The sequence below is a fragment of the Cupriavidus necator genome (genome assembly GCF_013141915.1).
Taxonomy (GTDB): Bacteria; Pseudomonadota; Gammaproteobacteria; order Burkholderiales; family Burkholderiaceae; genus Cupriavidus; species Cupriavidus necator_B.
This window is the reverse complement of sequence record NZ_SROX01000013.1, coordinates 130,015-144,515: the sequence shown is the minus strand read 5'-3', so window position 1 is coordinate 144,515 and position 14,501 is coordinate 130,015. Positions and strand designations below refer to the sequence as shown.

The window sequence follows — 14,501 nt, the reverse complement described above, 5'->3', positions numbered from 1 at the left end:
GATGCCGGCGCGCAAGGCGAAGTTGGCGGCGGCTATGGGGGAGTGCGAGCGGCACAGGCAGGCATGGAAGGGAACCCGACGACCGTGGGGTTTTGGCAACGGATTGCCGGGGGTCTTCTCAAAAACAAGTTCGGCCCAGTTCGGCACGTTGCCACCAATGGCGTATTTTGTGAGAATCGGCCAACATAAAAAGCACACGTTTCATTCAAGAAACTAGGCTCGCCCGATTAGAGCATACAAGCCGGGGGCGAGTTCAAAAGTCAGGGGGGTCACCTTGCGTCGGGGTATTCTATCGGGGCTTCTGCGGCGGACTACGGTCGGCGTGGATATCGGCTCGTCCAGTGTCAAGGTAGTCGAGCTCTCCGTCGGGGGCAGCAGGCAAGACTACCGGCTGGAAAAATGCGCCAGCGAACTGCTGGACCGCAACGCCGTTGCCGATGGCAACGTCATCAATATCGAAGCAGTCGGGATCGCGCTCAGGCGTGCGCTCGGCAAGGCCGGCATCCGCTCCAAGGAAGTCGTGCTGGCCGTGCCCTCCATGCTGACCGAATCGCAGACGGTCAGCCTGCCGGACAACCTGTCCGAAGACGAACTCTATTCCCAGGTCGAATCCGAGGCGCACCGGCTCTATCCGCCGTCGCAGGCGGTCAACTTCGACTTCGCCGTGATCGGCCCCAGCGAGACCGAGGGCGGCATCGGCGTGCGCGTCACCGCGGCCAACAGCGATCGCGTGCAGGAGCGCGTCACCGCGGCCGAAATGGCCGGCCTCAAGCCCCAGGTGATGGACGTCGAGGAATACGCGGTGCAGCGCTCGATCGTGCAGATGCTGGGCGTGCCGCAGGAGATGTCCGAGGCCGACGCGCGCGCGCTGCCGGTGGTGGCGGTGGTGCACTTGGGCGGCAGCCGGTCCAAGGCCATCTTCTACCAGGGCTGGAAAGAGCTGTATGAGCAGCCGCTGAACAGCTACGGCGACCAGCTCACGCAGAGCGCGGCGCGCATGTTCACACTCGACGCACTCAAGGCCGAGATCAAGAAGCGCAAGAACACGCTGCCCGAGGCCTGGCGCGCGCAGTTGCTCAAGCCATCGCTTGATGCCCTCGCCATGGAGGTGCAGTCGGCAATCGGCAACTTCATCGCCAGTTCCAGCCTGGGCCGGGTCGACGAGATCCTGCTGTCCGGCGGGCATGCCTCGCTGTTCGGCGCGCAGGCGGCGATCCAGCACCAGACCAAGATCACCACCACGCTGGCGAATCCGTTCGCCAACATGGCGACCAACGCCAAGGTCAATGAGCGCTACCTGCAGCGCGACCTGCCGGCGTATATCGTCAGTGCCGGCCTGGCCCTGCGCGGCCTGCAATAACGCCCGGGAGGCATGAGATGTCAACCAACACACTGCCTTCGGTCAACCTGCTGCCCTACCACGAAGCCCGCAAGGCGGCGCGGCGCAAGAAGGTCTACACGATGCTGGGCGCAGCGGCCGCCGCCGGCGCCGCCGTGGTGTTGCTGGGCGGCCTCTATATCGACGGGCGCATCGCGTCGGTGGTGGGGCTCAACCAGGTGCTGGGCGCGGAAAACGCCAGGCTCGACAGCCAGATCCGCGAGGTCAACAGCCTGAAGAAGGATATTGACGCGCTGCTGCAGCGCCAGAAGGCCGTCGAAAGCCTGCAGACCGAACGCAACCGCCCGGTGCAGCTGCTCGAGGAGTTAGTGCGGCAGGTGCCTGAAGGGGTCTACCTGACCAGCCTGAAGCAAACCGGCGACGCCTTCGCCATTGCCGGCGTGGCGCAGTCCAACGAGCGCATCTCGGAGCTGCTGCGCAACCTCGGCGGCGTGGCTTGGCTGGACAAGGCCGAGCTGGTCGAGTCCAAGGCGGTCACCATGACCAACAACCTGCGCGAGCAGCGCCGGCTGTTCGAGTTCTCGATGCGCTTCGCATACCGCGCGCCGGAGGCGCCGGCCGACGGCAAGAAGGCCGCCGCGGGCGCCTCGGCGCCGTCCGCCGTCCCTGTTACCGCACCGGCCCCCGCGCCCGGAAAGGCCTGACCATGGCGCTCAATACCGAAATCAACCTGGCTGACCTGAGCAGCCAGTTTCGCGGGCTCAACCTGAATGAGCCGGAGACCTGGCCGGCCGCGCCGCGCGTGCTGTTCGCGATCCTGGCCGCGGCGGTAGTGCTGCTGCTGGGCTGGCAGTTCTACTGGAGCGCCAAGTTCGACGAACTCGAGCGCCAGCGCCAGGAGCAGGAAAGCCTGAAGCAGGCGTACCAGTCCAAGGTGGCGCAGGTGGCCAACCTCGAAGCGCTGCGCGCGCAGAAAAAACAGGTCGAGCAGCGCGTGGCGCTGCTGGAGCGGCAGTTGCCCAACAAGACGGAAATGGATGCGCTGCTGGCCGACGTCAACCATGCCGGCGTGGCGCGCGGGCTGCAATTCGAACTGTTCAAGCCGCAGGCCGCGGTGATCAAGCCTTACTTCGCTGAGATCCCGGTGAACCTGCGCGTGACCGGGCGCTACCACGAGGTGGCGCAGTTCAATGCCGACGTGGCGGCGCTGTCGCGGATCGTATCGATGCACAACTTGCAGCTGGCCAATACCAAGGACGGGGGGCTGACGATGGAGGCGGTGGCGATGGCCTACCGCGCGCTCGATCCTGACGAACAGGCGGCACAGCGCAAGGCCGACGCGGCCGCCGCCGCCGCCAAGGCCGGAGGTGCGAAATGAGCCGCACCGTTCGCACCCGTGCCCTGGCAAGGGCCGCATCGCGGCGCACGCTGGCGGCGGCGCTGGCGCTCGGCTTGCTGAGCGCCTGCGGCGCCAGTGATGAAGACGCGCTGCGCCAGTGGATGGACGCCACCCGCGGCGCCCGCGCCAAACCGCCCGAGCCCCTGCCCGACGCCCGGCCCTACGTGCCGCGCGAGTACGCCGCGGCCAATGCGCCCGAGCCGTTCGCACAGGCCAAGATCGGCGAGCTGAACAAGACGCTGGCGGATTCGCCCGAAGCCGGCCGGCGCCGCGAGCCGCTGGAGGACTACCCGCTCGAAAACTTCAAGATGCTCGGGATGATGCAGAAGCATGGGGAAACCTTCGGCATCGTCCGTGTTGATAACAAGATCCACCATGTGAAGGTGGGTCAGTATCTCGGCCAGAGCTATGGCCGGGTGGTCCGCATCACCGATCAGGAGATCGTGTTGCGCGAATTGGTCCGGGAGGGGGTATCCGAGTGGAAAGAGAAAATGACCAGCCTGAAGCTGGACGCGGCGGCATGACCCCCGCGCGCTGGTACCGTGCGCGCGCGGGCGCCGTGATGAGGACCATGGCCACGGCGTTGGCGCTATGGCTTGCGCTTGGCGCACCGGCGGCGCTGGCTCAGGGCAACCGGATCAAGTCGGTGGACGTCAGCACCACCGGGGAGCAGACCGTGCTCGTGGTTGAACTCGAACGGCCGCTGGCGCAGAAGCCGGCGGACTTTACCACGCAGAACCCGGCACGGCTCGCGATCGATTTCTTCGATACCGGCTTTGCCGAGCGGCGCGCGCAGTATGAATACGGCGGCAAGCTGGTCAAGGCCGCCAATGTGATGCAGATCGGCGACCGTACGCGCGTGATTCTTGACCTGGCGCGCAACGCCACCTATCGGACCGACCAGCGCGGCAATGTCTTCGTAGTGTCGCTGGATAACGTGGCGCCGGCGGCCAAGAGTGCTGCGCCGACGTTCGCGCCGGCCGCCGCGGCGCCGGGCGCGGCCGGGGGGCGGCCATCGGTGCGCAATATCGATTTCCGCCGCGGGGCCGACGGCGCGGGGCGCGTGGTGGTGGACCTGTCCTCGCGCGAGTCGGGCATCAATATTGCGCAACAGGGCAAGAACGTGGTGGTCGATTTTCTCGGCACCACGCTGCCGGAGAACCTGCGGCGGCACTTTGATGTCAGCGACTATGGCTCGCCGGTGCAAGGCATGCGCGCTTCCGACGCCAACGGCAACGCACGCCTGACCATCGAACCGCGCGGCAACTGGGAATACAGTTCCTACCAGACCGACACCCAGTTCGTGGTCGAGGTCCGCCCGGTCAAGGAAGACCCGACCAAGCTGATCAGCGGCCCAGGCTATCGCGGCGAGCGCCTGTCGCTGAACTTCCAGAACATCGACATCCGCTCGCTGCTGCAAGTGTTTGCCGACTTCACCAACCTGAACATCATCACCAGCGAAAGCGTGCAGGGCAACATCACGCTGCGCCTGAAGGACGTGCCCTGGGACCAGGCGCTGCAGATCGTGATGGATGCGAAGGGGCTGGCCTCGCGCCGCAATGGCAACGTGCTGTGGGTGGCGCCCAAGGCGGAACTGCAGACCAAGGAGAAGCTGGAGCTCGAGTCGCAGCAGCAGATCAATGATCTCGAGCCGATCCGCAGCCAGGTGTTCCAGCTCAATTACCAGCGTGCCGAGGACGTGCGCCGGATGCTGCTGGGCATGGGCGCCGGCGGTGGCGCGGTCGCCCCCATCGGTACCGCGGGCGCTGCGGGCGCCAGCACGCGCATGCTGTCCAAGCGCGGTTCGCTGACGGCCGATGCGCGTACCAACCAGCTGTTCGTGTCGGATATCGCCTCCAAGCTGGAAGAGGTGCAGAGCTTTATCGGCAAGATCGACATCCCGGTGCGCCAGGTCATCATCGAGGCGCGCATCGTCGAGGCCACCGATACCTTCAGCCGCAACCTGGGCGTGAAGCTTGGCTTTGCCGGGCAGTACAACAATGCCCGCGTCGGCAACACCTATAACAACGTGCTGCCGGGCTCGACCTCGGACAACGGCCCGTTCCTGAGCCTGCCGGCCGGTTCCATCAACGGCACCAACCCGGCCAATATCGCGGTGAGCCTGTTCAACAGCGCCGCCACGCGTTTCCTGGCGCTGGAGCTGTCGGCGCTGGAGGCGGACGGCAAGGGCAAGATCATCTCCAGCCCGCGCGTGGTCACGGCCAACAACATCAAGGCGCTGATCGAGCAGGGCACCGAACTGCCTTACCAGGCGGCCACTTCCAGCGGCGCCACTTCGGTGCAGTTCCGCAAGGCCAACCTGAAGCTCGAGGTGACGCCGCAGATCACCCCCGAGGGCAATGTGCTGCTGGACGTGGACGTGAACAAGGACAGCGTCGGCATCCAGACCACGTCGGGCTTTGCCATCGACACCAAGCACGTGCAGACCCAGGTGCTGGTCGAGAACGGCGGCACGGTGGTGATCGGCGGCATCTACACCCAGACCGAGTCCACCGATGTCGACAAGGTGCCCCTGCTGGGCGACATCCCGGTGCTGGGCTACCTGTTCAAGAACAACGCCAAGGTACGCAACCGGACCGAGCTGCTGGTGTTCCTGACGCCGCGCATCCTTAACGAGAGCGTGTCGCTCAAGTAGGGCCCGGGCGCCGGATACAGTAGACTGGCAGGCCGCATCGGCAGATGCGGCCTTTTTTTTGCGCCGCGCGCTGCATTCCTCGCGGAACGGCGAGAAATGCGGCCCATGCCGCATTCGGCACTTGCCGGCCGCGCCACAACATAAGAAGATGATGCAGTTCCCAACCAGGGAGGACGGCCCGCATGCCGCGCTCCCGAACCACAGTCCCGTGACAGCCTCAGCGACAGGGCCGGCGGCGCAGCGCCAGGCGCCGGATCGGCGCGAAGCCGAACGATCCGGCGCCGACCGCCCGGAATCCGATCGACCCAACCTCTTTTTCGTCGGCCTGATGGGCGCCGGCAAGACCACCGTGGGCCGCACGGTGGCGCGGCGCCTGCACTATCCGTTTTTCGATTCCGATCATGAGCTGGAGGCGCACTGCGGCGTGCGCATCCCGGTGATCTTCGAACTCGAGGGCGAGGCCGGCTTCCGCGACCGCGAGGCCGCGATGATCGGCGAACTGGCGCAGCGCCAGGGGATCGTGCTGGCCACCGGCGGCGGCGCGGTGCTGCGTGCCGAGAACCGCGAGGTGCTGAAGGCCCGCGGCACCGTCGTGTACCTGCGCGCCAGCCCGCATGACCTGTGGCTGCGCACCCGGCACGACCGCAACCGGCCGCTGCTGCAGACCGACGACCCCAAGGGCAAGCTCGAGGCGCTGTACGCCGAGCGCGACCCGCTGTACCGCGAAGTCGCCGACTTCATCATCGAAACCGGCAAGCCCTCGGTGGCGCAGCTTGCTAATATGGTGTTGATGCAACTTGAAATGGCCGGTTTCCGGATCGATCCCCCGCAGCCGGCGTCCGCGCCCGCGGACGATGCCGAGCCACCGGCGCAGGACCCCAATCCATGATTACCCTTGAAGTCGACCTGGGCGAGCGCAGCTACCCCATCCATATCGGTACCGGCCTGCTTGACAATGCCGACCTGCTGCGCCCGCATGTGCGCGGCCAGCACGCCGTCATCGTTACCAACGAAACCGTCGGCCCGCTCTATGCGGCGCGGGTTGAGGCCGCGCTGGCGGCGCTGGGCAAGACCGTGCGCACCGTCACGCTGCCCGACGGCGAGTCCTTCAAGCACTGGGAAACGCTGAACCGGATTTTCGACGCCCTGCTGCAGGCCGGTGCCGACCGCAAGACCACGCTGGTGGCACTGGGCGGCGGCGTGGTCGGCGACATGACCGGGTTTGCCGCCGCCTGCTACATGCGCGGCGTGCCGTTCATCCAGATGCCGACCACGCTGCTGGCGCAGGTGGATTCGTCGGTGGGCGGCAAGACCGGCATCAACCATCCGCTCGGCAAGAACATGATCGGCGCGTTCCACCAGCCCAACGCGGTGATCGCCGACATCGACACGCTGAGCACGCTGCCGCCGCGCGAACTGGCCGCCGGCATGGCCGAGGTCATCAAGCACGGCGCCATTGCCGACGCCGATTATTTTGGCTGGATCGAGCGCAACATCCAGGCGCTGAACGCCTGCGACCCCGAGCTGATGGCCGTTGCCGTGCAGCGCTCGTGCGAGATCAAGGCCGGCGTGGTGGCGCAGGACGAGCGCGAGGGCGGGCTGCGCGCCATCCTCAACTTCGGCCATACCTTTGGCCATGCGATCGAGGCCGGCATGGGCTACGGCGCGTGGCTGCACGGCGAGGCGGTGGGCTGCGGCATGGTGATGGCCGCCGACCTGTCGCACCGGCTCGGCTTTATCGATATCGAGACGCTGGCGCGCGTGCGCACGCTGACCCAGGCGGCGATGCTGCCGGTGGTGGCGCCGGAACTGGGCGCCGACCGCTATATCGAACTGATGAAGGTCGACAAGAAGGCCGAGGCCGGCAACATCAAGTTCATCCTGCTGAAGAAGCTCGGCGAGGCGTTCATCACCACGGTGCCGGACGCGGATCTGCGCGCCACGCTGGCGCACGCCGTCCTCAAACCTCCCACCGAGGCGCCGGTCGCCTGACCGATCGGTTATGCCTCGCCACCCCGACCCAGCCACCGGACGCGCCGCATGACCGACTTTGAAAGCCATCTCGCCCCTTACGCCGCCCGCTCCGCGCAGACGCGCGGGCGGGTGCACGCCGAACCCGCATCACTGTCGCGCAGCGAATTCCAGCGCGACCGCGACCGCGTGATCCACAGCACGGCGTTCCGGCGGCTCGAGTACAAGACCCAGGTCTTCGTCAACCATGAGGGCGACCTGTTCCGCACGCGGCTCACGCACAGCCTGGAGGTGGCGCAGATCGCGCGCTCGATCGCGCGCAACCTGCGCCTGAACGAGGATCTGGTCGAGGCGATCTCGCTCGCTCACGACCTGGGCCACACCCCGTTCGGCCACGCCGGTCAGGACGCGCTGAACCAGTGCATGAAGAACCACGGCGGCTTCGAGCACAACCTGCAGAGCCTGCTGGTGGTGGACGAGCTGGAAGAGCGCTACGGCGGCTTCAACGGCCTGAACCTGACTTTCGAGACGCGCGAGGGCATCCTCAAGCATTGCTCGCGCGTCAATGCCTCGGCGCTGGGCGAACTGGGGCGGCGCTTCCTGGAAGGCACGCAACCGTCGCTGGAGGCCCAGCTCGCCAACCTCGCCGACGAGATCGCCTACAACAATCACGATATCGACGACGGGCTGCGTTCTGGCCTGCTCACGCTAGAGCAGCTCGACGAGGTGCCGATGTGGGCGCGCCACCGGGCCGAGGTGGCCGAGGCCTTCCCTGGCATCAATGGCCGGCGCGCCATCAACGAGACGGTACGGCGCATGATCAACACGCTGATCGTCGACCTGATCGAAACCACCAGCCGCAATATCGCCGACGCCAACCCGCGCAACATCGACGCAGTGCGTGCCGCCGGCCCGCTGGTCGGCTTCAGCCCGCGGGTCCACGAGGAAGCCGCCGCGCTCAAGCGCTTCCTGTTCCGGCACCTGTACCGGCATTACCTGGTGATGCGCATGTCGGCCAAGGCCCAGCGCATCGTCGGCGACCTGTTCCAGGCCTTCATGTCCGATCCGCGCCTGTTGCCGCCCCAGTACCAGGCCGGCCATGGCGGCGACCAGTCGCGGCTGATCGCGCATTACATTGCCGGCATGACCGACCGCTACGCCATCCGCGAGCACCGTCGCATCTTTGCGGTCAGCGAGGGAACTGCCCCGTGAAAAATAGGGACGGATCAGGCTATGATGCGGGCATCCCAGCCCGCACGACCTGTCATGGCTCGCCTTCCCCGTTTTTCCCCCACCGGACTGCCCGCGCTGGTGTTGCAGCGTGGCAACAATCGCCAGCCCGTCTTTCTGGGCACTGACGACTACCTCCATTACCTCGATTGCCTGCGCATGGCCGCGCGCGAGCACGACCTGGCCGTCCATGCCTATGCCCTGCGGCCCAACCACGTGCATCTGGTGGCAACGCCCAAAAGTGAGGACGCGCTTAGCCTGACCATCCAGGCCGTCGGGCGCCGCTACGCGCGCTACTTCAACCGCGTGGCGGGGCGCACGGGCACGTTGTGGGATGGACGCTTCCGCTCCGCCGTGTTCGATCCGGCCCACTGGATGCTGCCGGCCATGCTTTATGTCGAGGGCAACGCGGTGCGCGCGGGGGAGGTTGGCACCCCCGAGGCTGACCGCTGGAGCAGCTACCGCCATCACGCCGGCATCGAGGCCAACCCCTTTGTCAGTGACCACGCCGCTTACTGGGAACTGGGCAATACGCCGTTCGAGCGGCAGTCCAACTACCGCATGGTCAGCGCCGAAGGCCTGTCCGGAAAGACCCTGGAGACGTTGCGCGCCCATGCGCACAGTGGCTGGCCGCTGGGCGACGACGCCTTCCTGGCGCAGTTGGAAAGACAAGCCTCAAGACGGATTCAGCCATTGCCCAAGGGGCGCCCCAAAAAAGTGCAAAATTTAGAAGAAAAAGCGGCTAAAAAGACATAATATTGATATGTCCCCATTTAATCTATTCACCGAAACGGTGCGTATTTAAATGTATTCCGACCCCATTTAATTTTTTTGCCGGGCGCCCCCGATTCCCATATAGTTGCTCCACCCACAGTCATTGTGCGGCGCGTCACGCTCGTGTACGCCGCTGCGGCCCGCAGACAGCTTCGTCCCCATTTCCCTTCCCGCCGGTCCACCGGTTTGGGTGGATTCCAGAAAGCGCGCGGTCCCCGTTCCGGTACGCCCAGCACTTCGCGCAGCCTTCACCGGAATTCAGCCCGTGGACCAAATGAAGAACCTTTCGGCCCAAGCGCAGACCAGCGAGCAAATCAGCGAGTCTTCCTCCGCCCTCGACCTGCGTCCGCAGGCACAAGGCATGTACGACCCGACCAACGAGCATGACGCGTGCGGCGTCGGCATGGTCGCGCACATCAAGGGCAAGAAGTCGCACGAGATCATTTCCCAGGGCCTGAAGATCCTGGAGAACCTGGACCACCGCGGCGCGGTCGGTGCCGACCCGCTGATGGGCGATGGCGCCGGCATCCTGATCCAGATCCCCGACCAGTTCTACCGTGAAGAGATGGCCGCGCAGGGCGTGAGCCTGCCGCCGGCCGGCGAATACGGCGTCGGCATGATCTTCCTGCCCAAGGAACACGCCTCGCGCCTGGCCTGCGAGCAGGAACTGGAGCGCACGGTCCGCCTGGAAGGCCAGGTCGTGCTGGGCTGGCGCGACGTGCCGGTCGACGCGGCCATGCCGATGTCCCCCACGGTGCGCAAGACCGAGCCGGTGATCCGCCAGATCTTCATCGGGCGCGGCCGCGACATCATGACCACGGACGCGCTGGAACGTAAGCTCTACGTGATCCGCAAGACCGCCAGCCACGCCATCCAGGCGCTCAAGCTCAAGCACGGCAAGGAATACTTCGTGCCGTCGATGTCGGCCCGTACCGTGGTGTACAAGGGCCTGCTGCTGGCCAACCAGGTCGGCGAGTATTACCTCGACCTGCAGGACCAGCGCGCCGTGTCGGCGCTGGCCCTGGTGCACCAGCGCTTCTCGACCAACACCTTCCCGGCCTGGGAACTGGCCCACCCGTACCGCATGGTCGCCCACAACGGCGAAATCAACACGGTCAAGGGCAACGTCAACTGGATCAACGCGCGTACCGGCGCAATCTCGTCGCCGGTGCTGGGCGACGACCTGCCCAAGCTGTGGCCGCTGATCTACCCGGGCCAGTCCGATACGGCATCGTTCGACAACTGCCTCGAACTGCTGACGATGGCCGGCTACCCGCTCGTCCACGCGATGATGATGATGATCCCGGAAGCGTGGGAACAGCACACGCTGATGGACGACAACCGCCGTGCCTTCTACGAATACCACGCCGCCATGATGGAGCCGTGGGACGGCCCGGCCGCGATCTGCTTCACCGATGGCCGCCAGATCGGCGCGACGCTGGACCGCAACGGCCTGCGCCCGGCACGTTTCTACGTGACCGAGGACGACGTCGTGGTGCTGGCCTCGGAAGCCGGCGTGCTGCCGTTCCCCGAGTCGCGCGTCGTGCAGAAGTGGCGCCTGCAGCCGGGCAAGATGTTCCTGATCGACATGGAGCAGGGCCGCATCATCGACGACAAGGAACTCAAGGACAACCTGGCCAACGCCAAGCCGTACAAGAGCTGGATCGACGCCGTGCGCATCAAGCTCGACGAGATCGATGCCAAGCCGGAAGACGTCGCCGCCGAGAAGAAGCCCGTGGCCAAGCTGCTGGATCGCCAGCAGGCGTTCGGCTACACCCAGGAAGACGTCAAGTTCCTGATGGCGCCGATGGCGCTGGCCGGCGAGGAAGCCACCGGCTCGATGGGCAACGACTCGCCGCTGGCGATCCTGTCGTCCAAGAACAAGACGCTGTACCACTACTTCAAGCAGCTGTTCGCCCAGGTCACCAACCCGCCGATCGACCCGATCCGCGAGAACATGGTGATGTCGCTGGTGTCGTTCATCGGCCCCAAGCCGAACCTGCTCGAGCTGAACAACATCAACCCGCCGATGCGCCTCGAAGTGTCCCAGCCGGTGCTGGACTTCAAGGACATCGCCAAGATCCGCAACATCGAGCACTACACCGGCGGCAAGTTCCGTGCGTATGAACTGAACATCTGCTACCCGACCGCGTGGGGCAAGGAAGGCATCGAAGCGCGCCTGGCCTCGCTGTGCGCCGAGGCTGTGGATGCGGTGCGTTCCGGCTACAACATCCTGATCGTGACCGATCGCCCGGTCGATGCCGACCATGTCGCGATCCCGGCGCTGCTGGCCACGTCCGCGATCCACCACCACCTGGTGGAGAAGGGCCTGCGCACGTCGACCGGCCTGGTGGTCGAGACCGGCACCGCGCGCGAAGTGCACCACTTCGCGCTGCTGGCGGGCTATGGCGCCGAAGCCGTGCACCCGTACCTGGCGATGGAAACCCTGGCCGACATGGCCAGCGGCCTGTCGGGCGACCTTTCGCCGGAAAAGGCGGTCAAGAACTTCGTCAAGGCGATCGGCAAGGGCCTGTTCAAGGTGATGTCCAAGATGGGCATCTCCACCTACATGTCGTACACCGGCGCGCAGATCTTCGAAGCCATCGGCCTGTCGCGCGAGCTGGTGCAGAAGTACTTCCACGGCACGCCGTCGAACGTCGAGGGCATCAGCATCTTCGAGGTCGCCGAGGAAGCGCTGCGCCTGCACAAGGACGCCTTTGGCAACAATCCGGTGCTGGAAAACATGTTGGACGCCGGCGGCGAGTACGCCTTCCGTATCCGCGGCGAAGAGCACATGTGGACCCCGGATTCGATCGCCAAGCTGCAGCATTCGGTGCGCGCCGAGGACGCCAAGGGCTCGTATCAGACGTACAAGGAATACGCCAACATCATCAACGACCAGAGCAAGCGCCACATGACGCTGCGTGGCCTGTTCGAGTTCAAGGTCGACCCGGCCAAGGCGATTCCGCTGGAAGAAGTCGAGCCGGCCAAGGAAATCGTCAAGCGCTTCGCCACCGGCGCGATGTCGCTCGGCTCGATCTCGACCGAAGCCCATGCCACGCTGGCCGTGGCGATGAACCGCATCGGCGGCAAGTCCAACACCGGCGAAGGCGGCGAGGACGAGAAGCGCTACCGCAACGAACTGCGCGGCATTCCCATCAAGCAGGGCGACAGCCTGAAGAGCGTGCTGGGTGACGTGATCGAGGCCGACCTGCCGCTGCAGGACGGCGATTCGCTGCGCTCGAAGATCAAGCAGGTGGCATCGGGCCGTTTCGGCGTGACCGCCGAGTACCTGGCTTCGGCCGACCAGATCCAGATCAAGATGGCGCAGGGCGCCAAGCCAGGCGAAGGCGGCCAGCTGCCGGGCCACAAGGTCTCGGACTACATCGGCAAGCTGCGTTACTCGGTGCCGGGCGTGGGCCTGATCTCGCCGCCCCCGCACCACGACATCTACTCGATCGAGGATCTGGCCCAGCTGATCCACGACCTGAAGAACGTCAACCCGTCGTCGGATATCTCGGTCAAGCTGGTGTCCGAAGTGGGCGTCGGCACGGTGGCCGCGGGCGTGTCCAAGGCCAAGGCCGACCACGTCGTGATCGCCGGCCATGACGGCGGCACCGGCGCTTCGCCGTGGTCGTCGATCAAGCACGCCGGCACGCCATGGGAGCTCGGCCTGGCCGAAACGCAGCAGACGCTGCTGCTCAACGGCCTGCGCAACCGCATCCGCGTGCAGGCCGACGGCCAGATGAAGACCGGCCGCGACGTCGTCATCGGCGCGCTGCTGGGCGCCGACGAGTTCGGCTTCGCCACGGCGCCGCTGGTGGCCGAGGGCTGCATCATGATGCGCAAGTGCCACCTGAACACCTGCCCGGTGGGCGTGGCCACGCAGGATCCGCAGCTGCGCAAGAAATTCCAGGGCAAGCCGGAGCACGTGGTCAACTTCTTCTTCTTCGTCGCCGAAGAAGCGCGCGAGATCATGGCCCAGTTGGGCATCCGCACCTTCGACGAGCTGATCGGCCGCGCCGACCTGCTCGACACCAAGGCCGGCATCGAACACTGGAAGGCACGCGGCCTCGACTTCAGCCGCATCTTCCACCAGGTGTCGCTGGGCGCGGACGTGCCGCTGTACCACACCGACGTGCAGGATCACGGCCTGTCGGCCGAAGCCGGCAAGGCGCTGGACCACGTGCTGATCGCCAAGGCCCGTCCGGCGATCGAGAAGGGCGAGCGCGTCTCGTTCATCCAGCCGGTCAAGAACGTCAACCGTACCGTCGGCGCAATGCTGTCCGGCGTGGTCGCCAAGCAGTACGGCCACGAAGGCCTGCCCGACGACACCATCCACATCCAGCTGCAAGGCACCGCCGGCCAGTCGTTCGGCGCGTTCCTGGCGCACGGCATCACGCTGGACCTGGTCGGCGACGGCAACGACTACGTCGGCAAGGGCCTGTCGGGCGGCCGCGTGATCGTGCGTGCCCCGCATGAGTTCCGCGGCGATCCGACCCGCAACATCATCGTCGGCAATACCGTGCTGTACGGCGCCATCGCCGGGGAAGCGTTCTTCAACGGCGTGGCCGGCGAGCGCTTCGCGGTGCGCAACTCCGGCGCCGTGGCGGTGGTGGAAGGCACCGGCGACCATGGCTGCGAGTACATGACCGGCGGCACGGTGGTGGTGCTGGGCGGCACCGGGCGCAACTTCGCCGCCGGCATGTCGGGTGGCGTGGCCTACGTCTACGACGAGGATGGCCTGTTCGACAAGCGCTGCAACACCTCGATGGTGGCGCTGGAAGCGGTGCTGGCCTCGGCCGACCAGGAGAAGGGCCAGCCCCAGGCTTCGTGGCACAAGGTCGACGGCAAGCGCGTGCTGGACGAAGTCGTCCTGCGCAACCTGATCGAGCAGCACTTCCGCTACACCGGTTCCGAGCGCGCCAAGGCGCTGCTGGCTGACTGGACCACGGCACGCCGCAAGTTCGTCAAGGTCTTCCCGACCGAGTACAAGCGCGCGCTGGGCGAGATGTATGCCAAGGAACAGGCCGCCCGCGACAGCGACCGCGAGGCCATCGCGGCCTGAGCGCAGCAACCAAGCAGCGATGGGCCGCGGCAGCCGCCGTGGCCCTGACAAGATACTGACCCCA

The 14,501-nt window shown here is 66.0% G+C and carries 10 protein-coding genes; all 10 read left to right on the top strand.

Translation table 11 applies throughout. The features are described 5' to 3' along the window. Window positions 1-274: 274 nt before the first annotated feature. The 10 genes from pilM (at window position 275) to E5S69_RS22200 (ending at window position 14,437) form a co-directional block, all read left to right on the top strand. The gene (pilM, locus tag E5S69_RS22245) at window positions 275-1,360 is read left to right on the top strand and encodes a type IV pilus assembly protein PilM (protein ID WP_171516782.1); all 1,086 of its coding nucleotides are present in this window, start codon (window positions 275-277) and stop codon (window positions 1,358-1,360) included. A gap of 17 nt (window positions 1,361-1,377) precedes the next feature. Next, window positions 1,378-2,043: a PilN domain-containing protein gene (locus E5S69_RS22240; RefSeq protein ID WP_171516781.1), complete on the top strand. Its 666-nt coding sequence runs from the start codon at window positions 1,378-1,380 to the stop codon at window positions 2,041-2,043. A gap of 2 nt (window positions 2,044-2,045) precedes the next feature. Continuing rightward, the gene (locus E5S69_RS22235; protein ID WP_171516780.1) at window positions 2,046-2,717 is read left to right on the top strand and encodes a type 4a pilus biogenesis protein PilO; all 672 of its coding nucleotides are present in this window, start codon (window positions 2,046-2,048) and stop codon (window positions 2,715-2,717) included. After that, window positions 2,714-3,262, top strand: coding sequence for a pilus assembly protein PilP (locus E5S69_RS22230; RefSeq protein WP_171516779.1), 549 nt, complete (start codon window positions 2,714-2,716; stop codon window positions 3,260-3,262). Before E5S69_RS22235 ends, E5S69_RS22230 begins: the two co-directional genes overlap by 4 nt. Continuing rightward, entirely contained in the window at window positions 3,259-5,394 is a 2,136-nt protein-coding gene (pilQ, locus tag E5S69_RS22225) for a type IV pilus secretin PilQ (protein WP_171516778.1), read from the top strand. Before E5S69_RS22230 ends, pilQ begins: the two co-directional genes overlap by 4 nt. A 208-nt stretch (window positions 5,395-5,602) precedes the next feature. Further along, window positions 5,603-6,283, top strand: a complete 681-nt coding sequence (locus tag E5S69_RS22220) for a shikimate kinase (RefSeq protein WP_423766660.1) — start codon at window positions 5,603-5,605, stop codon at window positions 6,281-6,283. Next, window positions 6,280-7,386 carry a 3-dehydroquinate synthase gene (aroB, locus tag E5S69_RS22215; RefSeq protein ID WP_171516777.1) on the top strand — a complete coding sequence of 369 codons (1,107 nt, stop codon included), beginning with the start codon at window positions 6,280-6,282 and terminating at the stop codon, window positions 7,384-7,386. Before E5S69_RS22220 ends, aroB begins: the two co-directional genes overlap by 4 nt. A 48-nt stretch (window positions 7,387-7,434) precedes the next feature. After that, window positions 7,435-8,577 (top strand): deoxyguanosinetriphosphate triphosphohydrolase, encoded by a 1,143-nt coding sequence (locus E5S69_RS22210; protein WP_171516776.1) that lies wholly within the window; start codon window positions 7,435-7,437, stop codon window positions 8,575-8,577. A 54-nt stretch (window positions 8,578-8,631) separates the two neighbouring features. After that, window positions 8,632-9,351 carry a transposase gene (locus E5S69_RS22205; protein ID WP_171516815.1) on the top strand — a complete coding sequence of 240 codons (720 nt, stop codon included), beginning with the start codon at window positions 8,632-8,634 and terminating at the stop codon, window positions 9,349-9,351. A gap of 292 nt (window positions 9,352-9,643) precedes the next feature. Next, on the top strand, window positions 9,644-14,437 hold the full coding sequence (locus tag E5S69_RS22200; RefSeq protein ID WP_171516775.1) for a glutamate synthase-related protein: 4,794 nt from the start codon (window positions 9,644-9,646) through the stop codon (window positions 14,435-14,437). Window positions 14,438-14,501 lie beyond the last annotated feature (64 nt).

Excerpts from the sequence above, each read along its gene's own strand:
- E5S69_RS22240 (WP_171516781.1), top strand. The coding sequence starts at position 1,378 with ATGTCAACCAACACACTGCCTTCGGTCAACCTGCTGCCCTACCACGAA.
- E5S69_RS22235 (WP_171516780.1), top strand. The coding sequence starts at position 2,046 with ATGGCGCTCAATACCGAAATCAACCTGGCTGACCTGAGCAGCCAGTTT.
- E5S69_RS22230 (WP_171516779.1), top strand. The coding sequence starts at position 2,714 with ATGAGCCGCACCGTTCGCACCCGTGCCCTGGCAAGGGCCGCATCGCGG.
- pilQ (WP_171516778.1), top strand. The coding sequence starts at position 3,259 with ATGACCCCCGCGCGCTGGTACCGTGCGCGCGCGGGCGCCGTGATGAGG.
- aroB (WP_171516777.1), top strand. The coding sequence starts at position 6,280 with ATGATTACCCTTGAAGTCGACCTGGGCGAGCGCAGCTACCCCATCCAT.
- E5S69_RS22210 (WP_171516776.1), top strand. The coding sequence starts at position 7,435 with ATGACCGACTTTGAAAGCCATCTCGCCCCTTACGCCGCCCGCTCCGCG.
- E5S69_RS22205 (WP_171516815.1), top strand. The coding sequence starts at position 8,632 with ATGGCTCGCCTTCCCCGTTTTTCCCCCACCGGACTGCCCGCGCTGGTG.
- E5S69_RS22200 (WP_171516775.1), top strand. The coding sequence starts at position 9,644 with ATGAAGAACCTTTCGGCCCAAGCGCAGACCAGCGAGCAAATCAGCGAG.